This is a genomic window from Clostridium ihumii AP5 (assembly GCF_000612845.1).
GTDB lineage: Bacteria > Bacillota > Clostridia > Clostridiales > Clostridiaceae > Clostridium_J > Clostridium_J ihumii.
This window is the reverse complement of sequence record NZ_CCAT010000062.1, coordinates 43,362-67,052: the sequence shown is the minus strand read 5'-3', so window position 1 is coordinate 67,052 and position 23,691 is coordinate 43,362. Positions and strand designations below refer to the sequence as shown.

The 23,691-nt window shown below is 26.3% G+C and carries 24 protein-coding genes; 2 read left to right on the top strand and 22 right to left on the bottom strand.

All coding sequences use genetic code 11. The annotated features are described in order from the left end of the window. Nucleotides 1–28 precede the first annotated feature (28 nt). From BN346_RS11575 to BN346_RS11505, 15 genes are all read right to left on the bottom strand, one after another. On the bottom strand, nt 29–3,427 hold the full coding sequence (locus BN346_RS11575) for a non-ribosomal peptide synthetase (protein ID WP_040328759.1): 3,399 nt from the start codon (nt 3,425–3,427) through the stop codon (nt 29–31). A gap of 44 nt (nt 3,428–3,471) precedes the next feature. Continuing rightward, the gene (locus tag BN346_RS11570; protein ID WP_051540337.1) at nt 3,472–5,046 is read right to left on the bottom strand and encodes an AMP-binding protein; all 1,575 of its coding nucleotides are present in this window, start codon (nt 5,044–5,046) and stop codon (nt 3,472–3,474) included. A 15-nt stretch (nt 5,047–5,061) separates the two neighbouring features. Further along, a complete protein-coding gene (locus tag BN346_RS20595) occupies nt 5,062–5,724 on the bottom strand; it encodes a 4'-phosphopantetheinyl transferase family protein (RefSeq protein WP_051540335.1) in 663 nt (220 codons plus the stop codon). Then, nucleotides 5,721–6,467, bottom strand: coding sequence for a thioesterase II family protein (locus BN346_RS11560; protein WP_040328757.1), 747 nt, complete (start codon nt 6,465–6,467; stop codon nt 5,721–5,723). Before BN346_RS11560 ends, BN346_RS20595 begins: the two co-directional genes overlap by 4 nt. A gap of 556 nt (nt 6,468–7,023) precedes the next feature. After that, a complete protein-coding gene (locus BN346_RS11555) occupies nt 7,024–7,881 on the bottom strand; it encodes an AraC family transcriptional regulator (RefSeq protein WP_040328755.1) in 858 nt (285 codons plus the stop codon). A 211-nt stretch (nt 7,882–8,092) separates the two neighbouring features. Continuing rightward, nucleotides 8,093–8,533, bottom strand: a complete 441-nt coding sequence (locus tag BN346_RS11550; protein WP_040328754.1) for a hypothetical protein — start codon at nt 8,531–8,533, stop codon at nt 8,093–8,095. A 110-nt stretch (nt 8,534–8,643) separates the two neighbouring features. Then, nucleotides 8,644–9,102: a glyoxalase/bleomycin resistance/dioxygenase family protein gene (locus tag BN346_RS11545; RefSeq protein WP_040328753.1), complete on the bottom strand. Its 459-nt coding sequence runs from the start codon at nt 9,100–9,102 to the stop codon at nt 8,644–8,646. Between the two features lie 130 nt (nt 9,103–9,232). Continuing rightward, nucleotides 9,233–9,751 carry a GNAT family N-acetyltransferase gene (locus BN346_RS11540; protein ID WP_040328752.1) on the bottom strand — a complete coding sequence of 173 codons (519 nt, stop codon included), beginning with the start codon at nt 9,749–9,751 and terminating at the stop codon, nt 9,233–9,235. Between the two features lie 171 nt (nt 9,752–9,922). Next, on the bottom strand, nt 9,923–10,804 hold the full coding sequence (locus tag BN346_RS11535) for an aminoglycoside phosphotransferase family protein (protein ID WP_040328751.1): 882 nt from the start codon (nt 10,802–10,804) through the stop codon (nt 9,923–9,925). Between the two features lie 270 nt (nt 10,805–11,074). After that, nucleotides 11,075–11,500, bottom strand: coding sequence for an N-acetyltransferase (locus BN346_RS11530; protein WP_040328749.1), 426 nt, complete (start codon nt 11,498–11,500; stop codon nt 11,075–11,077). A gap of 102 nt (nt 11,501–11,602) precedes the next feature. After that, the gene (locus BN346_RS11525) at nt 11,603–12,130 is read right to left on the bottom strand and encodes a putative immunity protein (RefSeq protein ID WP_040328748.1); all 528 of its coding nucleotides are present in this window, start codon (nt 12,128–12,130) and stop codon (nt 11,603–11,605) included. Nucleotides 12,131–12,368: 238 nt separating this feature from the next. After that, entirely contained in the window at nt 12,369–12,779 is a 411-nt protein-coding gene (locus BN346_RS11520) for a peptide deformylase (protein ID WP_040328747.1), read from the bottom strand. A 368-nt stretch (nt 12,780–13,147) separates the two neighbouring features. Next, nucleotides 13,148–13,825, bottom strand: coding sequence for a Dph6-related ATP pyrophosphatase (locus BN346_RS11515; RefSeq protein ID WP_040328746.1), 678 nt, complete (start codon nt 13,823–13,825; stop codon nt 13,148–13,150). 310 nt (nt 13,826–14,135) lie between these two features. Beyond that, the gene (locus BN346_RS11510) at nt 14,136–14,846 is read right to left on the bottom strand and encodes an HAD family hydrolase (RefSeq protein ID WP_040328745.1); all 711 of its coding nucleotides are present in this window, start codon (nt 14,844–14,846) and stop codon (nt 14,136–14,138) included. A 189-nt stretch (nt 14,847–15,035) separates the two neighbouring features. After that, nucleotides 15,036–16,436: a sensor domain-containing diguanylate cyclase gene (locus BN346_RS11505; protein WP_158644486.1), complete on the bottom strand. Its 1,401-nt coding sequence runs from the start codon at nt 16,434–16,436 to the stop codon at nt 15,036–15,038. A 516-nt stretch (nt 16,437–16,952) separates the two neighbouring features. On the opposite strand from BN346_RS11505, the gene bsh reads away from it, so the two are divergent. Then, a complete protein-coding gene (gene bsh, locus BN346_RS11500) occupies nt 16,953–17,942 on the top strand; it encodes a choloylglycine hydrolase (RefSeq protein ID WP_040328742.1) in 990 nt (329 codons plus the stop codon). A gap of 91 nt (nt 17,943–18,033) precedes the next feature. Here bsh and BN346_RS11495 read toward each other — a convergent pair whose 3' ends face one another. Together BN346_RS11495 and BN346_RS11490 are read right to left on the bottom strand one after the other, a co-directional pair. Then, nucleotides 18,034–18,498, bottom strand: a complete 465-nt coding sequence (locus BN346_RS11495) for a GNAT family N-acetyltransferase (protein ID WP_040328741.1) — start codon at nt 18,496–18,498, stop codon at nt 18,034–18,036. Nucleotides 18,499–18,573: 75 nt separating this feature from the next. Further along, a complete protein-coding gene (locus tag BN346_RS11490) occupies nt 18,574–18,966 on the bottom strand; it encodes a cytidine deaminase family protein (RefSeq protein ID WP_040328740.1) in 393 nt (130 codons plus the stop codon). 191 nt (nt 18,967–19,157) lie between these two features. Here BN346_RS11490 and BN346_RS11485 point away from each other — a divergent pair, with 191 nt between their 5' ends. Further along, the gene (locus BN346_RS11485) at nt 19,158–19,352 is read left to right on the top strand and encodes a DUF6199 family natural product biosynthesis protein (protein ID WP_040328739.1); all 195 of its coding nucleotides are present in this window, start codon (nt 19,158–19,160) and stop codon (nt 19,350–19,352) included. A gap of 64 nt (nt 19,353–19,416) precedes the next feature. Here the strand turns inward: BN346_RS11485 and BN346_RS11480 are convergent, their stop codons facing one another. The 5 genes from BN346_RS11480 to BN346_RS11460 form a co-directional block, all read right to left on the bottom strand. Next, complete coding sequence (locus BN346_RS11480; protein WP_040328737.1) at nt 19,417–19,986, bottom strand: GrpB family protein; 570 nt, start codon at nt 19,984–19,986, stop codon at nt 19,417–19,419. A 49-nt stretch (nt 19,987–20,035) separates the two neighbouring features. After that, the gene (locus BN346_RS11475) at nt 20,036–20,479 is read right to left on the bottom strand and encodes a GNAT family N-acetyltransferase (protein ID WP_040328736.1); all 444 of its coding nucleotides are present in this window, start codon (nt 20,477–20,479) and stop codon (nt 20,036–20,038) included. A 45-nt stretch (nt 20,480–20,524) separates the two neighbouring features. Continuing rightward, complete coding sequence (locus BN346_RS11470; RefSeq protein ID WP_040328734.1) at nt 20,525–21,277, bottom strand: class I SAM-dependent methyltransferase; 753 nt, start codon at nt 21,275–21,277, stop codon at nt 20,525–20,527. A 111-nt stretch (nt 21,278–21,388) separates the two neighbouring features. Further along, nucleotides 21,389–21,763, bottom strand: a complete 375-nt coding sequence (locus BN346_RS11465) for a VOC family protein (RefSeq protein ID WP_040328733.1) — start codon at nt 21,761–21,763, stop codon at nt 21,389–21,391. 209 nt (nt 21,764–21,972) lie between these two features. Further along, nucleotides 21,973–23,691, bottom strand: coding sequence for an ABC transporter ATP-binding protein (locus BN346_RS11460; RefSeq protein ID WP_040328731.1), 1,719 nt, complete (start codon nt 23,689–23,691; stop codon nt 21,973–21,975).

The window sequence follows — 23,691 nt, the reverse complement described above, 5'->3', positions numbered from 1 at the left end:
AATACCCCTCCTAAATTATAATATTTTTTTATATTACATTAACTTCAATTTCTCTGTTAATTTTTTCAATTTCTTTAGTTAAAGATTCTATAGTTGGCGATTGAAACAACAACTGTATAGATAAACTTAATGGGTCAATGGAAATATTTTTCAGTTGAGATATCAGATTTATAGCTTTTAAACTATCTCCTCCTATTTCAAAAAAATTATCAAATCTTGATACTTTATCAACAGATAATATTTTTTTCCATATGTCGGTAATTTTTTCTTCTAGCTCTCCCTTTGGTGCTACATATTCATTTGATTCTAATGCTTTCTGTGATAAAACCTCAGATACTTTCTTTCTGTTTATTTTCCCATTTTTTGATGTAGGTATATCATTTGAAAAATAATATGCTTTAGGAATCATATACTCAGGCAAATGTAACTTTAAAAATTCTTTTACATCATTCTCTTTTATTATTTGATTATTTTCATATGCAATATATGTTGCAAGTTTTTTGTTACTTTCACCACCCACAGTACAAACTATACACTTAGTTATACCAGACATTTTTTCTAAAACATTTTCAATTTCACTTAGCTCTATCCTATGCCCTTTTATTTTAACTTGAGTATCTTTTCTTCCTAAGAATTCAAGAGTGCCATCACTCCAAAATCTACCCATATCCCCAGTTTTATACCACTTTCTTTCTCTAAAATATTTAAATTTAGACTCTGTTAAATTATTATCTCCTACATATCCTTTGGCAACACCTTGTCCACCAATCCACAACTCTCCGGAAACCCAATTGGGACAATCTCTCCCTTTGCTATCTACTACTCTATAAGCTTGATTTTTCAAAGGCTGTCCATAAGGTATTGATATCCAATTTTTAGGTAATGGTTTTTCTATTTCAAAATAATTTGACCAAATAGAGGCTTCTGTTGCTCCTCCCATTGCCAAAATACTTGCATTGGGAGCAAATAGCTTTAGCCTTGCTGGTAAATCTATTCCTATCCAATCTCCTGATAATAAAACCTTTCTTAAAGTATTCATACAAACATCTTGTTCTTTTGCATTAGATATTAACATATCTAAAAGAAAAGGTACTGAATTCCAAATGGTAATATCATATTTTTTCATATATTTTACCCAATTATCGGAACGCCTTTCATCCCCTTCGTTAATTAATACTACTGTTCCACATTGAGACAATACCCCAAATATATCATATACAGATAAATCGAACTCCAATGATGATACAGATAATAGTTTATCGTTTTCATTTACAGCACACTTCATATTGACATCCTCAATAGTATTCCATGCACTCTTATGAGAAATTTCCACTCCTTTTGGTTCTCCTGTTGTCCCAGAAGTGAAAATTATATATGCAGAATCTTCACTATCATACTCTTCAATACAGTCTAACTCTTCATATTGTAATATTTGAGAATTCAGAATAATTAACGGAATATCTTCCTCACTAATATCTTTTACCTCATTTGTTATTAATATCTTGGCTCCTGATTTTGATATAATTTTTTCTGTCCTATTTTTAGGTTGGTTGATATTAATTGGTACATAACAAGCTCCTATACTTAGAACTGCTAATATAGCTACTATTTGATTAGCTCCTCTTGGCAATCTTATAGCCACTTTATCATTTCTACCAATATCTTTACTTTTTAACCATGTAGCCATTCTTTTCGATAGACTTGTAAGTTTTTCATATGATATTTCAGTATTTGTTTCTGCCTCAATTACAGCAATTTTACTGGGATTTGTCTTTCCATTCTCAAAAACTTTCTTATGAAGAAAATTCATATCTGTAGTATTTTCATTAATAATATTCTTATATCTGTATTGTAATTTTTCTTTATTTATATCAGGTAATTTTTCATTCCATCTGCTAGGATTTTTCAAAAGCCATTCTAAAGTATTTATGTAATCCTCAAACATATTCTCGATAACATCCACATTAAAAGCTTCATCAATAGCGTCCCATGAAAGCATTATTCCCTTTGGAACTTTCATAATTTGAAAATCTATTGTAACCTGTGGTGTTTGTGAACTAATATAATCTATATCCCCAAATGTTTGTTGAAAATCATAATCTATAATGGAATCTTCATAATCACAGGAAAAAACAACAGGTGCTATAACTCCATTTCCTTTATTATTTTTCTTTATATCTCTTATAACATTAATACCTGAGTAATTTGAGAAGCTCATTATCTCTAAAAAATTATCTTTTACTATTTTAATATCTTCTAAAAATCCTTTGTTATAAGTATTATTTAATGGTAATAATACTATATTGGTAAAATCTCCAACAATGTCTTTGTATTCTATAGGTCTATTAAATATAGGAATATTTATAAAAAACTCTTCTGATTCGCTATATCTATCTAACACTTTTGATAATAAAGTTAGAAATACCATAGCAGGTGTTACTTTTATTTTTTTTGAACTATTACATAATATATCCCACTTTTCTTTATCTAAAATGTAATTTCTTCTTTTAAACCTTTGATTAGAAATTGAGCTTAACAAAGTACAATATGGTAATTGAGGTCCATTAGTTACACTTTTTATCTTTTCATTCCAAAACTCTCTTGATTTTTCATCACAACTAATATAATTTTTATCAAATATATAATGTGAGAAATCTATTTTATAATCTATTTCTTCTATATCAGCTTTTTTATAATATTTGCACAAATCGGAAAATATTATTCTAAAACTCTTCAAATCTGCTACTATTACATCTATATCAAAATGAATAATACTATTTCTTTCATCTATAATAGATAACTCCAATTCAGCAACTTGTCCATTTTTTATATCTAACATTCTATGAGAATTTTCATATCTAATCTTTTCCAACTTTTCATTTCTATTTTCTTTATCAAATCCCCTTAAATCATGAATTATTATGTTATTTCTATATGGGTTATCATTAATAATTTGCATACCATTTTCTAAAATTTTCACCCTTAACATAGGATGCTTTTTTTGAACCTTATTCCACGCTAGTTTTAACTGTTCTTCATTTATATTAATACACTTGAACTCAAAATATATATGACAAGATACACCACCTAAAATTTGATTTTCATCTCTTCCAATCCAATAAGCTTGTTGCACATCTGTTAATGGAAATAATGAATCTTCACAGCTTTCATATCTAGGACTTTTTTCAATTACAGCAACTTTTAATTTTGATTTTATTATCTTCCACCACGTTTCTAAGTAAGGCTCTTTCATTAATTCAGAAAAGGAAATTTTTATTCCATGTTCTCTAAATCTATTTATTATTTTCATAGTTCCTAATGAGGTAAGTCCTAATTCTATTAAATTATCCTTTTTAACTACGTGTTCATTATTGTATTCTAAAACTTCCATTGTTATAAGCAACAATTTTTCATAAGAAAATTCCATATACCACCCCTCCTATTTTAAATTTAAGTCTAAAATTCTATAGGTTATAAACACAATAAACTCCTTTGATTTTTATTTATTGCTATTTCTTTTAACTTCTTTTTATCAATCTTATTTACCATTGTTAGCGGCCACTGCTCCAATATAACAAGCTGATCTGGTAACTTGTATTTAGCTAAACCTTTTGACTTTAGAAAATTTCTTATTTCTCTTATTTCTAACTTTTTATTTTTAGTTTTTATAAATATATAGTGCCTTTCACCTAACAATTCATCCTGCACTCCTATTGAAACTACTTCATTTATCTCTGGATGACCACCTATAATACTCTCAATTTCACTTGGATTAATCTTCTCACCTGCACGATTAATTTGATCTACTACTCTTCCAACTATTTCATATCCATATTTTTCACTCCATAATGCCATATCTCCAGTTCTATAGTACCCATCTTCAGTAAATTTATTTGAATTACTCATTTCTTTATTATAGTAATTTTTAATTGTATATGGTCCTTTTACAATTAATTCTCCACACTCATATTCTTTTGCATCTTTTCCATTTTCCTTTATTATTTTAATTTCTTCTTTTCCTGATATAGGATGTTTATATGTATTTAAAAACTTTTTACTTTCTCTAGTATATACACTATATATAGACACCCCTTCAGTTGCTCCATATTGAATTTGAATCTCACAACCTAATGTATTAATAAGTTCTGATATAAGCTCACTTTTTAGCATTGCTCCTCCAATAGTTACTGACCTTATACTAGAAATGTCATAGGATTTATCATACTTTAAAAATTCCATCCAAACTTTTGCTAAAGTTGGAACTAATGCTGTACAAGTAACTTTTTCACTTTCTATTAAGGAAAACCATTCATCACAACTTCCATACTTACATAATATGATTTTTCCTCCCATGCATAAAAAATTAAAAATTCCTGGAGAATATAATCCCATTTTATGTGTTAAAGGTGATACCAGTAAATATGAGTCATCTGAGGTAATATTAAATCTTTTGCAATAACAATATATATGCCAAGAAAACATACTATGAGTTATAGGAACTATTTTAGGTTTCCCCGTTGTTCCTCCAGACATCATTAAAAATGCAACATCTTCAACATTAGATTTATGGTTTAATTTAAAATTTTCATTTATATTCATGCCTTTATTCATATCTTTTGCTGATAAAATTTTAATATGTTTGTACTTATCTCTTATTCTTTTTACTACAGTTGCATTTTCTTCATAATATAAATATGCAACTGATTTAGTTTCTTCTATAATACCTGCAATTTCATGTATACCTAGTAAAGAATTTGCTATAACAGGTACTGCTCCTAATTTTATAAGTGCTAAAAAAGCATATATATACTCTTTAACATTAGGCATCTGTATTACCACATTCTGACCTTCACTTATTTTATTATGAATGAATATTTTCTTATAATCTTCAATTTTTCTTCCTAGTTGTGAATAAGTAATTTTGCTATTTTCATCAACAATTGCTATGTTACAACTTCTTTTTACTATAATTTCATCGATCCACGATGTTACTGTTTTGGCTTTTTTTATAGAAATTACTCCATGGTACGCTTCATTTCTATCCATTTAATTACTTCCTTCCTAAAAGTTTATTGCTATATGTGCAATATAATCCTTACTGATTTTCACTTCTTCCACACACCAATTTTTTAGACACTTTCTACCATCTATAATTTCATTATCAATTATAGTAAATGAATTTAAATTTTTATTTAACCCTGTACCTAAAGCTTTTAAATAAGCTTCCTTTTTAGTCCAGTATCTGAAAAACTCTTCTAAACTTTGTATAGCTATGCATTCTTCTTCAGAGTATAAATTTTGAGCTAGTTTTTTATACCCATCAATATTCCTTATTATTTCAATATCAACACCAATTTCTGTACAGTGCCCAAAGCCAATCATAACAACTTGTCCTGAATGTGAAATATTGTATCTAATATCACTTGATTTTACATATGGTTTTCCATATATATTTCTCTGTATATCTAAATCCATATACTTTGTATTTGTATAATGTGATAATAATTCCATAAGCACAGTTTTACTCACTAGTGTCCTATTTCTATCTTCTTCAAATTTATATTTGTCTATATCTCTATGCTCCTGTTTAGTTAGATATTTTTTTTGTTCTAATGACCAATTTTTTGATTCATTTATTTTTATAATCCAAACATGTATTTCATTGTCAATTAAAGTTATATTATTTTTATTGTATATATCTGAGAAGTTAAATATTTTTATCATAAATTTCTATTACATATAGATATTTGTTTTTTTATTTCCTGTAAAACAGATTTTTCATCTACTTTAATAAAAAAGTGTTCTCCTTGAAAAGAACATTCTTTAAAATGACTCTCAGTATACTCTTTCCATTTTATTATTTCTTCAAAATTTCCTTCTTTATCTTCTTTTCCCCATAATGCCATAATAGGACTTTTTAGTATTTTAGCATCCTCTAATTTATAACTTTCATCTAATGTGAAATCTGCTCTCATAACTGGAAGAAAAAACTCAAATAATTCTTTATTTTGTATAATTTCCTTAGGCATTCCATTAAACCTAATTATACCTTGCTTAAACTCATCATCGGATAAATTATATATTGGACTAGGCTCTGGTATATGAGGTGCTCTTCCTCCAGATACAATAAGCAATTTTGCAATTCTTCCCATGATTTCTAATCGTTTTTCAACTTCATATGCTATTTTTGTTCCCATACTATGTCCAAAAATAATAAATTCATTATTTCTAGATGCAATAATATCTGCTAAATCTTCTGCTAAAACATCCATATTAACATATGGATTTTCTGATATTCTTTCTTCTCTACCAGGTAGTTGTATCGGGCACACCTTTACACTGTCGCCTAACTTATATTTCCAATTTCTAAATACACTTGCTCCTCCACCCGCATATGGAAAACAATATAAAACCACATCATTTTCTCTTACCTCTTCCAAGCCTTTTATAAGCTTTTCTAAATTCATAAACTCAACCTCCTCTTGTCATAAATAAGCTTACAATTATCAAATTTTGATGTTCTTCAAAAATTACTGATTATCTTTTAGTGTCTAATATTAATAATTCTTAAAAACTCTTCTATAATTGTAAATGATTTTCATTATCAATTCCCCTCCATTTCCTCCCTTTTCCTTCTATTTTTCTTTAAAATATCCCTAATCATCATGTTTTTTTACAATAAACGAATATTTATTCTATAATTTCTATTAATAAAATTTTAAACTATCATATATCTACACTTCCTAATATGTTTAAGATTTTAATTCAATATTTAAAACTAACTTTATTATTGGTAATAGTTTACCTCAACCTATATTTACTTCCATACCATCAATTCCATAACTTCATTTATTAGTTTTAACCCTTTTAAATACTTGATTTAGATTGTTTCTATCTATAATTTTTTCAAGCAATCTATTGTTGTATTTAATTCTGGTGTTCTATTTCTTATCTAACCTCAATAAAATGCTAGGCATAAAAAAACAGGGTAGGTTTTAAGCCTATCCTGTTATATATTAAATACTATTTTTTCTTTACTGGAATCCAAATTTCGCTATAATAGTTTTCATCTAAAATTCCCTTTTTATAGTCACTTGGATCATTATACATTTCTATATTGTAACCTGCAGCAATTTCATATTCTCTACAATTTGGTAGCCACTCTGAAAATATTTTCTTATTAGTTTCTTGAAGTGATGAGGGACTTGGTCCGTAACAAGGAAAGATAGCCCAAGTAAACTTAGGAATTGTTTTAACTACATACTCTTCCATATATTCCTTTTCTTTTGAATAATCCTCTGCAATGAGGTACTCAAATTCATTACCGCCCATTTCTTCATCAATGTTAATACCATACATTCCGCATATTTCTTTCAACTTTCCTTGTGAAATATGATCATTCCAAAATGAAGGTACCTCCATAAATGCTGACTCATATTTAAATTTTTTATATGCTCCTATAACCTTAAATTCATCTTTTTCAACTATTTTGTAATCCATTATATATCCACCTTCCAACGAAAATTTGATTTTAAGGGCAACAAATGATTTTATCATTGCACCCTCTTTACGAACTGCTGATGGTGTAACTCCATGAAATCTTGTAAAAGCTTTAGTGAAGCTATCTGGAGAATCATATCCATACTTTATTGCAATATCTATTATTTTTTCATTAGTAGACAAAACCTCACTGCCGGCAAGTGCAAGTCTTCTTCTCTTAATGTACTCACTTAAAGAATAACCACATAACATTGCAAACCCTTTTTGAAAATACAAAGGTGAAATATTTACCCTATTAGCAATATCTTTTATAGATAAGTCCTCAGTTATATTCTCTTCAATATAAGAAATAGCTTCTCTAATACTTTCAATCCATTCAATAACTTTTCCCCCTCACAATTCGTTAATCTAATCTTATCATCATGAAAGATTCACAGCCCGACTTTTTAAGTTTTCTTTTGTCCCATAATTGTCATTAACTGCATATAAAATTTATTTGCATTTTTATACCTTATTATATTGATTCATGTAGAATCAATAACAATAATTAAACATATAGCTAATTTGTTGTATATTATACCGAATATAATTCTTAGATATATATAGGTTTACATGCCCATTCATATCTTGTTTCATTAAAATGATATATTCCAATCTCCACTTCATAAAGTTCATTTTTCTTATTCATACTACAACTAAATTTTGTTTGATTATAACCATACATTTCATTAATTACACAAATGGTATAGTTCTCAATATCTTCTTCTAATTGATTAAATGTAATTTTTTCTCTCTTATTTTCTTTGCAATAATAAATATGAGAAAAATCAAAATCAACACCTGATAATAAAATATATGCTTCACCTGTCTTCTCAAGTTCTTTTTTATTTACTATGTAAAAACCATCAGTAAATTTTAAAATGATATCACCATCCATTTTATATGATGCAGATGAATTTTGTTGCATTGAAGTAATTACTGAGTCGTGTAAACTAACTGGTAAATTTATATTTTCCTTAATAAATTGTGCCATATTTATACCTCCATTGTAATATAAAAAATATCTAAGCTTCATTACATTATATTTTATTATCTAAATATTTAAAAACCTACTATAGTTTAGTGAATCTAATGTAATATTGCTTACTTGCACTTTTCTACAAATTCAATTGGATGTTGAATAATTTTTGAAGTTTCTTCTATAGAATAACCTTCACTAAGATACCGTCTTGCTATCACTGTCATAGACTCTCCTATTTCAATAATGTGATAATCTGGATCATAAATACGAACAACTCTTTGTTGCCATTCATGTTTCTTTGGTTGATGTACATATTCTATTTTTTCATAATTATGAATCCTTTGTATAAATTCATCAAAATCATCTACTTCAAAATATAATTCCATATTATTAGATTTCTCTATAACAGAATTACCAGGTAAATCTGTTAGCCATGCAAAATCCTCTTGTATTGCAAATCCACCACTAAATGTTACATTACGACCTAAATCAAGAATAACGTTTTGATTAAAAAGTTCTTTATAGAACTTTTTAGAAATATTAACATCTTTTACTGCCAATAATGCTAATTTGAATTCCATATAAATACCTCCATTAATTTATTATTATATAAAAACTCATTTATAACTCCTATTTATTTGTATTTCTAATAAACATATTTTTACTTAAGACTATTTTAATATCACCAATAAATTATAATATATTTTGTAACTAACTATTTTCTAATTCTTCAACAAATAAAAACTTTACTTGAGGTATTGATTTGTCTTCATTATCTTCATCAATTTTAATTATCTTTCCTCCCATTTTTTTATAAAACTGTTGGGCTGAAAAATTATATTTATTACATGAAACAATAAACTCTGTTATTCCTTGATTTTTTAATTCATTTTTAGCAAATTTAAATATTTGTGAACCTATTCCCTTACCTTGATACTCTTTTAATAAATATAGTAACCCTATATCATGAGTGTATTTATCAAAAGATCTCATAATTCTACCACAACTAACATATCCAATAATTCTTGAATTATTTAAAACAATGAATAATCTCTGTGATTGTTTTTTTATTATATTCTTAAATTTATTTTCATTTAACTCAATATCATATTTATCTATTTTTTCATTTGGATAAATTCCTCTATAAGTAGTTTCCCATACATTTCTTTTTAATATGGCTAACTTTGCACAGTCTTCATATGTTGCAATACGAATTTCTATTTCTATCACCTCTTAAATTAAGTATTTATTACTTTTATCTATACTTCTAATTTTAACTTTTTTAAGACTTGAAATTTTTTTAAATAAAGCCTAATATCTTGCCTATTGTAGTAATTTAATATTATTTTATTTTTCAATTGAAACTTGCAAATTACCTAAAAGATAAATTTAATTTTATACTTATAAAATACAGCCTTTATACCAAGTCGGAACAGGATTTTGCATATTATCATACCACTGAAGAACTTCTTTTGCTTGATTTATCATATTATTAATTTCATTTTTTCCAAATTGCATTGCCCAAGATATAGATGATATAGTATTGTTTGAAATATATAATGCAAGCAACTTCCAGAAATCCATTGGTACATTTTCATCAAAATAGCCATTTACCATACCTGAAGCGAAAAGTGGTGATTTTTGTGCACTCCAAACAATTCGATCAAACTCCTGCCATGGATCACCAAAATCAGCTCTATCAAAATCAATGATTTGCAAATTTCCATAATTATCAATCATCATATTTCCAACATGGTAATCACCATGCTGATAACATTGTGGACGACTATTTAACAAATAGCGATTTTTATTTATATAGTCAATAAAAAATTGTCCATTTTCATATTTTATCGGACACTCTTTATACATTTGAATTTTCCGCTCAATTTTACGATTAAATTGTATCTCCCATTTTTCATGTGTATCAGGAATTTTAATAGTATGGATTTTCTTTAGTATTTGACCAGCCTGAACTCCATAGTCATATTGATCTTTATCAGTTAACATGATAATAACTTCTTCAAAATTCTTTCCTTCAATCCAACTTTGTAAGCAGTATACGCCTTCGTCACAAGTACCAAACGTAATTGGATTACACATAGGCACACCAAGAGCTTCCACACACTTCATAAATTCAAATTCAACACTTTTACGTTCCTTTTGTTCTATTTTTGAAATACGTAACAAATATTTTTTATCATTCTCTGTTGTAACACAATATTTTTTATCATCTGACCATCCTTCTAAAATTTGTACCTTTGTTTTAAAATCATATATAAACATGCCTATTCATCACCCTCTAAAATCCTCAAAAGTTGTGTAATTCTTTAACTATACATTAAACTAGATTAATTATAATTTCTTCTTAACTTTTAGTAAAATTTTATCATATTTACTATATTATTTCATTAAGTTCCTATACACAATTATTAAAATTTTAAAGAACATTATTTAAAGATATATCTAATGATAAAAACATAATATAAAATACCGTAAATTCATTTCTGAATATTACGGTATCTCTACTAATTTAATATTTAATTATAGTTTTAACTATTTTTTATAAAACAAAGTGTACTCAAGCTCTTTTGTTTCTTCATCAAATTTACTATCTAATACTTTGAAATTGTTTTTATAATAAAAATTTAATGCTTTTTCATTTTTATTATAAACATCCAATGTAATATTTTCATATTTAGATTTGATGTAGTCTATTAATTTATTACCTATTCCTTCTCTTTGATATTCCTTCTTTATAAAAATACCTGCAATATATCCATTTTCAATAACACCTATAAATCCTTTTATAGTATTACATTCCTTAAAAACATAAATATCAGAACTAGGCAGTAACTTTTTAACCAATGGAGCTTTATCAATCCAATATTCTTTTGGTATAAAACTATGAGCATCTATATTAGTTTCAAGCCAAATTTTCATTAATTCATCTAATTGTTCTATTTTAAATTTTGTTATCATTTTATTCTCTCCACTTTCCTAAAATATTTACACTAGGACTTATAGAGACTCATAAAATTCCCTCCTTTTATAATATGCTTATTGATACATATCATTTTATATTTAGCAATTCCAATTTATTTTTGCTGGATTCGACTCGTCTTTTATAGCAATTTTGCATAATGCTTCTTTCATCTTCCTACACTCTATTGCTGCAATTTCATCATAAACTTCTGGCTTTTCATTAACTCCAAGAGATGAATATGCTATTGCTGCTGCCCCATAAAACGCAAGTCCTAAACAACTAGTTATATTATTAATTGTTATAGTTGTTGCACCAATTGCCCTAGCTGCAGCTTGTGCAGCTGGATTTCCTTCTACTTCCCTTGCTGCTATTTGAGCTTCCTTAATAATTTTCTTTGCTTGTACTAATTTTATATTTCCATCTAAACATTCCTTACATGCATCTAATGCATTTTTTAAACGAAAATCTTCTGGATAATCTTTTTCATAAATAGGTAAAATATGCTCTCTTGCATATTCATTACACCACTTTACAATAGTATCTTTACTTTGTGTTTCTATTAACCTCATAAGAGAAACAATATATGTTGAATCTGCTTTTCCAAGCATCTTTCTTAATTTTGCCATAATAAATTCCTTTCACTGAACATATAGGGTTCCAATCTCAAATTCAAAGTAATCTCTTTATCAAATGATACTACTAAAATTACATGCTATTTCTATTTTTATATTGGAACCAAGTAAGAAGTAAGCGTGAAAAGTTAAGGTAGTTATTACTCACTTTTTTCCTAATATCTAAAAATAGACGTACATAAAAACTCTTTTTTAACTAATATTATCAATTAATAACAAATAACTTTATAATCTAAATTATTACTCCTTCAAAGTGATCCATTTCATGTTGAATAATTTGTGCAGTAAATCCAGTAAATACTTGTTTTTGCTTTTTAAAATTTCTATCTAGATATTCTACTTCTATTAATTCATATCTTTTTGCTTTTCTAACTCCAACTAAAGACAAGCAGCTTTCCTCTGTCTCATACATTTTATCCTTCCTCAATATAACAGGGTTCACCATTGGTACAATAACATTTCCCATAACAAATACCAATATACGTTTCTTCACTCCAATCATATTTGCAGCCATGCCAACACAATACTCTAAATTTGCTCTTAAAGTATCTATTAAATCATCAATCACATTTGCATCATTCTTCGTTGCATCCTCTGACTTTTGTCCTAAAAATAATACATCTCTCACAACTGTCTTTATCATAAATAATCCATCCTTCTTAAATTTCTCATTAATTACTACTCTCTTAATTTTAAACTTATTATAACATAAGCCAATGACAGTTTTAATATCATTGGTTCAAGTTTAGTTTTCTCAAATAAAATTCATACTATCTTATATAACTTTTAACTATACATTTAAACTCAAAGTTTAAACTATTCATTGAAAATTTAATTAGAAAATCTTATGGATTTTTATTGGATTTTTATGACCTAATCCGAGAACGGATTAGCCACTGCACCACCCAGGACGTAGTTTTAGTGGGAAGTCATAAAAAAATATATATTATATTACAATTCAATAAAAAGAACATTAACCACTTTAATATAAGTACGTTAATGTTCATTTATCTATTCCAAATCTAATGTTAGATACATATACTTTCCATCTTTTATAATTTCTTTTTCTTTAACTTTTATCTGCTTTTTAAAAATTGGGCCATCTATAACTACAGTGTGGAATTCTCCAGATTCACCACATGGATCAATTCCACGTTTTTCTAGCTCTTTCATGTAATCAAAAGTTAGTATTCTCCCAAGGTCTTCTTTCTTCATTCCTTGTTTTGTATCTATTGTTATAATTTTAGTTATAAATCCTAAAGAAATAAATTCCTCAACTACTTCTCTATGATTCATTTTCCAAAGAGGAATACCAAGTTCAAGTCCTACATTATGTACAACCCTTTCATGCCAACAGTCCTTTTCTGGAACATCAATATCACCAGTTACAAGAACTTCTGCACCTAGTTTTTTTACTTCTTTTAATATTTCTACAAATACTTTCTCATAATTTTCCCAATTTGCATTACCTGAAAAAACAGGTAATCCTATTGCTTCTCCTTGAGCTTTTAATATATCTAAAAATAAACTATGCGCTCTAGATTTTTCCCCATCTTCCTCCATCATTACAATAATCCCTAAAGCTTCTCCCTTTTTCATAGCTTTATATAACGCTAATGTGCTATCTTTTCCTCCACTATATGAAGCTATGAATTTTTTATTTTCTGCACCATCAATCCAATTTTTCATTACTATCACTACTCCTAATTAAATAAATTTCCAAGTATATCTTTTAATTATTTCTACTATTAATCATCTATATCAATAACCTTAATATCTATCTTTTCCCTAGATTATATATTAATTCTACTTTTTATCAAACATTTACCACTTTTCAATTTAATAAGTTCTTATGTAATTATACAAGATAAAAATAACTTTAAAAATACATTTTTTATAATAAAAATAAAAAGAACTTCATCATATTTGACTTAGTTCTTTATATTATTCAGTATATAAATTTTAATAAATATCATAGTATTTTACTTTTAAATTAAACCTACTTAATTATTTCTAATAATTCATTTAATGATTTAATCTCAATGAACTCATCATTGTTAATATTTGTATTCTTTTTACGATTTATGAAAACTGGAGTAAATCCAAAATTTTTCGCTCCAAGAATATCTGCCTGAAAGTTATCTCCAATGAAATAAACATCATTCGTTTCTATGCTTTTATTTTTCTCTTTAATATCATCAAATACAATTTTAAACAAGTCTTTATGTGGCTTTCTTATATTATAATCTGCACTAAAATATACATTAACAAAATACTTTTCTAAATCGTATTGATTAATAATTTTTCTCATTACATTCTTTTTAAATATGGAATTACTTAATAAGTAAACTGGAATTTCTAAAAGCTTAAGCTGTTCCAAAACAAAAATAGTATCCTCATATAGCTCAGCAATATTCATTTTAAGTGCACAATTTAATACAATTTCTTCTAATGAATAATCTACTTTAAAACCATATTTGTTTTTAAAATCTAAAAGTTCATCTTCAAATGCTAATTCTGAATTGTCTTCGCTTCTTTTATCATAAAGCTCTTTCCAATATGTAGATGCATAGTGTAGAAACTCAACTTTATCAGTATCTTTTGTTAAAATATTTTCATGCAAATAACATAACCCTGAATCAAAATCAAATTTAATATCCTTAAGTAAGGTATCAAATAAATCAAAAATAATAGCTTTTGCTTTCACCATAATCCCCTCCATAAATTACACATTTATACCCCATATTCATTTAACTTATTATACCATATGTCATAAATAGTAAATATAATAAGAAGAATTTTCTAATTACACTGTAAGTTTCATACTTAGAAAAATAAAATTTTGTATATAATAAAAATAGATAATTGCAAATATATATAATCCACAACTATCTTAATTTTAATCATATTCAATAATAAATTTATTTTTCCCCTTTTCCTTTGCTTCATATAACAAATTATCTACTTCATCATAATTTTCAATGTAAGTCTTATCTAAGAAAAATCTTTTACAACCAACACTTATACTAATCTTAGGATTAATATCTATAGAGTTAATTTTTTCAAATATACTTTTCAATACTATTTCTGGTGAAGTCTTACTAATATCTATCAAACCAGCAAACTCATCTCCACCTATTCTGAAAAACATACATCTATTTTCTTCCTTAAGGATTTCTCCTATAATAGATAAATATTCATCGCCTTTATTATGACCATAGTTATTATTTAAATTTCTTAAATCATCTAAATCTATTAATATAAGATATATATTATTATTTTTGTTTAAATAAATTTTATTTATTTCAATTTTAAATCTTCGTCTATTAAATATTTTTGTTAATTCATCTAGTTCAGACTTTTCTATAGCTTTCATCTCATCCGTAATATCCCTAGCTATACCTAATATTCCTCCATCAATTTTTTCTTTAGAAACTCTAAAAATTCGATTTCCCTTAGTTTCAATTCTATCATAATATCCTTGTTCTAAAGCAATTTTATCTCCCAATTTCCACTCATAGTATAATTTCTCATCTAAAAAATTTTCATTCAGTAAATCTAAATCTGTTTTCCCAATAATTTTGTCTTTATCTCTATTTAAAAAATTCTCACCTGCATTATTTAAGTATGTGTATCTAAAATTAGAATCCTTAAAAAACATAACATCTTTTGATTTATCAACTAATTCATTAAAAAAATTTAATTTTTTATAAGTATCCAATTCTTCTTCAAACCATTTTATTGCTCTTATCTTTTCATTAACTGAGAAATAAAAACAAAATGCAATGCAAAATCTATCTATTAACATAATCTTTGTAGTTGAAATAGAATCGCTTGAATAAAAATATGTATGGTTAGAATTTAATAATAAAATAATTAAACTAATTATTGTAAAAGTACTCATTAATAAAATATTTCTATTATCTAATAATTTTTTTACAATTTCTAAACTTACAAATTTGTTGAAATTTAATATTAAAATTAATCCTATAAACCTTGATGCAGCAAATGATAGTACATATGTATCATACGACATAATAACATCACTCATGCTTTTTTTTAATAATAAACTAAATATACCAACACATATATCTCTAATGAAAATCAACATAAAAATATTAGTAATAATAATGCTATATATCTCACCTAATTTATTTCTAAAATTTACTTTGTAAATAATCATATATTCAATAAATAAAGTTAAATATACAATTGGTGTATATACTTTATGAACTATCATTATCATAGAGATAATTGATATAGTTATAATTAAAATTTCAGATACTTTTTTACTTTTCAAATTTAATATACTGTAACTATAATCCATTAAGGCCCTATTAAATAAATAAATAGCTAAAAAAGTTATTAAGTATATACTAGTTATATTATCACCTACTTCTTATAAGTTACTCTTTTAAAATCTTCAGATTAAAAACCATATTTACTTGCTCATAAATTGTTTTTTACATATTATTAGAACCTATTATAATTTTAATTTTATTAAATTCTTATGATGAAATTTATTTCATAAAGTATTTTATTATCTATATAATTCTTTGTCAATGTACTGTTCTTATATTATTTAAAATTAGAATTTGCAAAAATTATGTTTTATTTTAAAATCATAACATAAATTGAGTATTCGTTCTATAACAACAATATTAAGATTTATCAACAACACTTTTAATATTATTTTATATTTAACAGTTTCATGTTAACTTAAATAAATTAATTTAATATATCAGTATAAATATCTTAGAATTTTCAAACATTAAAAATAAATATATTAGTAATTATAATAATATGAGGTGGAAATATGTGTACAGCTTTAAGTATAAAATCTAATGAAAACAAATATTTTTTTGGACGGAATATGGATTTAGCTTATAATTTTAATCAATCAGTTATGATTATTCCAAGAAATTATAAATTCAAAGATACAATTACAGGCAATGTAATGACTAATAATCATGCAATTATTGGAATGGGTACTATTATTGATAATCATCCCGTAATAGCTGATGGAATGAATGAACACGGTTTAGCTTGTGCAGGATTAAATTTTGCAGGTTATGCTTATTTTGGAAAAGATCCTGTAGTTGATAAAGTTAATATTGCACCCTATGACTTTGTGCAATGGGTGTTGTCAAATCATGATACTGTAGATGAAGTTAAAGTTACAATTAAAAATTTAGAATTAGTAAATAGACCAATAAATGAAAAAACACCAGTACCAACACTTCATTGGATGATTGTTGATAAAAACGGTAAATCTATAGTGGTTGAAAAAACTAAAAATAGCTTTTCAATTCATGATAATACTGTTGGAGTTATGACTAATAATCCTACATTTGATTGGCACTTAACAAATTTAAACGAGTATTTATATTTAACTCCTGATTATCCAAAAGAAACTACTTGGAATAACCAAGAATTAAAAGCTTTAGGCATAGGAGCTGGTACTTTAGGAATGCCTGGAGATTTTGCTTCTGTTTCAAGATTTGTAAGAATTGCTTATATTAGATCTAAAATGCCGTCTATTGATAATGATATATTGGCTATTACTCAATTTTTCCACATGCTAGATTATGTAAAAATGGTAAAAGGTGGTGTAATTACAGAGGATGGTTTAGAAGACCTAACTACATACTCTTCTTGTATGAATCAAAATAATGGAGTTTATTACTACAAAACATATGATAATAATAGAATAAATGCTATTGATATTAATAAAGAAAATTTAAACGCAGAAGAAATTAAGATATTTGAATATTTAACATCACAAGATATCAACTATCAAAATTAATACATAATCATCATAACTTAAATAGGGCAGGTATATATTATTAAATATACTTGTCCTAGTAAAAGTTAATTTTATCTTACTACAAATTAGACTATAGATTACTTAATGTCATAACATAGATTTGACAAGGGTTCCATTCATCCCAAAGTGAAGGAAAACATTCAAATTCCTTAAATCCAAGTTTTTTATAAAATGCTATTGTTCTATCATATTCTTCATAGCACCCCTCTTTTACTGTTTTAACTTGCATATATAAATATCCTTGCTCTTTAGCATAATTATAACAAGCATCAAATAACTTCACACCAATTTTATTTCTATGAAACTCTTTCAATACTCCTAAAACGTAAAGTTCAACAGTATAAGGACTTGTCTCTTTTAGTACAATAAATCCCCTCGCCTTATCATCTTCAATATCTGCCCAAAAGTTCATATCTTTACTACAATAAATATATTCTTCAGTGCTTTCTGGTAATCCAAACCATTCAGGCAAATTATATAATATATCTCTTGCTATTTTTTCTTTTTTATCTCTATCTTTAATAATATATATCATGATATTCCCCTATTCTAATTGCTATTTTATATTAAATGAAAATCTAAAATTTATTATAGGTAAGGATGACTAAATTTATTTATATTTTGGGTATTCTGGCAACAAATCAATTAACTTTATTGTTTTTCCTTCCTTATCAAGTAGCATTTCAATATTATCTGAGTTATTTCCAAGATGCATCATAAATTCTCTACATGCACCACAGGAAGGTATCACCTTTCCATCCTTATATACAGAAACAATCTTATCTACCTCATTTTCTCCATTAGTTAACATTGTTGATAATGCATTTCTCTCCGCACACATTCCTAATGAACCATTTGTATCAATGCAAATACCTACATAAATATTTCCTTTTTTAGTTAAAATCGCTGAGGCCACACTACCAACCCACATAGTTTTTGATACTTCATGAGGATTTAGTGCATTCACAGCCTCTTTATAAAGTTTTTCCCATATTTGTTCCATATTACATTCTCCTTAATCTCTAATTTGTTACAGCGCTCAGTATTAATTTCATATACTTATAATACCATATATTGTAATTATTAGTTGTAAATACTTTTTATTTTTAATATTTTACTTGTAATATAATTGAATTTTTAGCATAAAATTTCTGTAGCATGTTATTATAATAATATGAGAAAGGAGGTTATTAAATGGAATTAATACTTGGTATATTTTTTATTGTTATTGGTATAATAATGTTATTAAACCCTAAAATTATGTGGAAAATTTCAGATTCATGGAAAACAAAAACTAAAGCTGAACCAAGCAAATTCTATATAACACTTATACGAATTGCTGGCTGTATATTAATTGTAGCTGGCATTTTTGTAACTTTACAAAGGTAATACAAATTTAAAGATAAAAGCCCAGTAAAGAATGTCTTACTGGACTTTTGTTATATCTTGTAATTTAAATATATCTATCTTTATATAATACCTTTGCCTTTTCTGTATGCTTCTTTATAAAATCCGTTTTACTATCTGTATAAGCATCACGATTATGTTCATATTTCTTCCACAATTCTAATTTTAATTTTTCATACTCTTTTGCAACATCAATATTATTCATAAGGTAATCTCTAAAATAAAGTTCATCATTATCACCAACACATCTCAAATGCAAATGAAATACTCTATCTGCAAAACCATCAATAGTATACCCTCTATTAAAAGATATTCTATCATCACTCTCTGACATGCATGTATACCCATTTCTAATTATGATACTTTTTATCTCCTTAATGTTACATTTAGACTTTAATTCTACCATAATATCAACAGTTGGTTTCGCCCAAATAGTTTTAATTGATGTACTTCCAATATGACTTATACGTGCTATTAAATTCATAGGAAGAACTGTTTCTAATCTCTTTTCTTCTTCTTTATACCAATCTTGCCATTCATCATTATGCTCTGTAAGCTTAATGGGAAACAACTCCCAAAGTTCCTCCAATGTCATTCCGTCAAGTGTTTTCTTCATTCTAATCACCTTTCAAATATAAATTTTTTTACTTTTATGTTATAAGCACTTAATATCTATAATTATAAATTATTTCATCTTTCACTTTTGGCTCTTTTGCACCAATACTTCTATACAATGCACAAGCCGCTTTATTACTTATGTTTGTTGGAATCCAAATTTTCATTGATTCATTCAACTTTCCATCTTCAATAATTTTCTCTATTATTCTTTTTGCAATTCCCATTCTTCTAAAGCAATTTAATGTACCTATTTCATATAGACAAATCATATTTTTCATAGTATCGATCCGTCGTTGAACATAAGCAATGGCATAGGAACTTACCTTTTCATCTATAATTGCAACATAAAACCAATTATCTTCATTTTTTAAGAACTCTTTTATAGCCTCCTCATTAAAACAACATATATCTTCTTCAGCTTTAACATTAACAATTGCATCTTTAATATATTCTATTTCATTAATCCCACATCTAAAAATTTTTACAGACATGTTGTGTTTTCCTCCAATAATTAATATTAAATTTGATTTATTTTTTTATGATTTTCTTGCCAAATATAAAATTATTGTGTCATAAAGCTTTATATTATTTCCAAAACTTATAATAGCATCCTTAATGCCTGAATAAAATTTTGATTTATATGGCTCCCTCAAAGTTATATGAGAAGCATGTGTACTTATCCATGAAACATACTCATCAGCATTAAGCTCTCTTACCTTATAATACTTGTTACACTTAATATCACTAAATCCATAATTTTTAATGTTATTATAATTTAACTTACATGTATATTCTGTTTCTGGATGAAAATATTTGTCATATACTTCTTGTATCTTTGAATATAAAAGTTCATTGCCACTTTTTTCATCTGTTTTAGTTAACATCATTGCAAATGTTCCATTGCTTTTTAATATATTATAAACTTTATTAAAACCAATTTCTTCTGGTATCCACTGAATTGTAGCAGCTGAATAAACTAAATCGAATTGCTCATTTTCAAAATTATATGTTTCAAAATCACCATTTACAATTTGAAAATTATCATATGAACTAAATTTAGTTTTTGTATACATTGCAAGGTTTTCACCAAGTTCAATTGCCAAATATGAACAACCTGTTTTAAGTATTGGTTCAGTAGCTTGACCTGTTCCATGACCAATTTCAAGAACTGTTTTATCAGATTCTAACCTTGAATATTCTATAAGATCGTTAAAAAGTTCCCTACAATAACGTGTTCTCCATTTATCAAATTCTTTTGGAATACTGTCAAAAACCTTTCTAAAATCCATAATATCCCCCCTTAATTATATATCAAATAAAGCTCGCACTATATATATAATATTTTAAAATTTCAGAAAATATTATATTAAATACTTATAGATTAGTTAAATTTCTAATTACTAGACAAAAAGACACCATCTAACTCCAAACTTGTCAATAAAATCTGTACACAATGGACTAAACTCACAAGGCCCTAATGGAAATAGGATTTTACTCTCCTCTTTAAGCACCTCATAAGCCTGTTTGACCATATTCTTATTTTCTTGGTCATAATGTAACCAGAGATGCATTGTGTTACCTATAATAATTTTGTCATTATCATCATTTGCCTCATCTACGGCTAAGGTATGTCCACAAATATCAAGTTCTGAATGGTAAAACGTATCATCAGAGTTTTTTACATTAAATCCTAAAGTAGCATTAAAAACTTTTAAATACAGTTTCACAGCCTCTCCACTACCTTTTACATAAACTTGCATCATTGATCTTTTCATAATGTACCTCCTTTGCCTTATTTTTTACTTTTTTAAACAATTATATAAACTAATTATTACTACTTATATATTTCTATATAAAAACTTTTCTTCCTTGCTTTTATTATTTAATATGCAAAAAAGCCTCTAAAAATAAATACTTTTCAAAGGCTTTTTATCATTCATTTTTAATATTATATTTTTCTCTATTCTATCAAATGAATAATAATTTATATCTTCATGTTTTCTAATTTCTTATATAACCCATCTTTACTCATCAATTGGCTATGAGTACCTTCATCTACAAGCTTTCCATCTTGTAAAACAACAATCTTGTCACAATGTTTGATTGTATCAAGTTTATGTGCAATAACTAAAACTGTTTTGTTTTTTGTTACATAACTCAGTGCTTCTTGAACTAGATTTTCATTCTCAATATCTAATGCTGATGTAACTTCATCAAGTAGCACAATAGGTGCATCTTTAATAATTGCTCTAGCTATAGAAATTCTTTGTTTCTCTCCTCCAGATAAAAGTTTTCCGTTTTCACCAATATAAGTATCATAACCATTAGGTAATTCCATAATAAAATCATGGCAATTAGCAAGTTTTGCAGCATCAATTACTTCTTTATCTGTGGAATTCTTATTTCCAAGTCTTATATTTTCCATTATAGTATTATCAAAAAGTAATACATCTTGAAAAACTACCGAATAATATTTAAGTAAAACTTCTGCATCCATATCTGCTATTTTCTGATTACCTAAATATATGTTTCCACTTGATACATCATAAAATCTAGCTGATAATTTTAGTAAGGTTGATTTTCCTGAGCCTGATGGTCCTACTAATGCAGTCTTTTCACCTTCTTTAGCCGTAAAACTAACATTATCAATAACCTTAGAATCACTATATCCAAAGGAAACCTTATCAAAAGTAATATCAAATTTACTATTATTAAACTTTGTTACTCCATCAAATATTTTTTCACTTTTTATATCGTTTATCCTCTTTGTTAAGATATCTGTAGAAAAAACTTCAGTTAATGAATTCATTAAACCATATATAGGATCATATACTAAGCCAGCTGAAAATAAAAATATAATATAAGTATATAAATTCACTTCACCTTTTAATAATAAATCACTTCCTATTATTATAACTGTTGCTATACCTAATTTTAGTATCATTTGTGCTGAACCTAAAATCGTAGCTGAAAATAACTCACTCTTTTTTTGGCTGTTTTCAAAATTGTTAAGTTGATTCTTCAAATTTTCTTTATATTCATCCTCCAAGGAAAATGACTTGATTTCTTTAATCATTTCCAATGTGGCTTGAATTTCATTAGAACAATCTAGCTTATCCTTTTTAAACTGATTTCCAAGTCCATTTTGTATTTTTCTTGATAAAAGTACCACTAAAAATGCAATAGGAATAACCCAAAATAATGCTAGTGCTAGTTTGACATTAAATATAGCTAGTGCAATACATACAACAATTGTTGATATTATAGTACCATAGGCTTGAGGTATAACATGAGCTAAAGCATGTTCAATTCCTGAAGTATCTGTCATAATAGCAGTAGTTATATCTGCTATATCTCTTTTAGCAAAGAATGATAATGGGAGTTTTCTCAAAAATTCTGCAATATCTATTCTTCTATTTGCACTTTCTCTATAAATATCAATATAAGTTTTTGTATATTCTATATATGAAAGTATAAACATTATAAGTATAGCAATTATTGAAAATACTATATATTTTTGAATTGGTATATAACTTGTATTTTTATTTGAAATTATTGCCGACATATTAAATAGTAAATAGGTACATATACCAACAGGAATCATTTTAGCAATGTTAGAAAGTGCATTAAATAAGACTCCTTCTTTTATTAATTTTGCTTCATTATTAGATAAATAATATCCGTTTTTTAATTTGTTGAACAT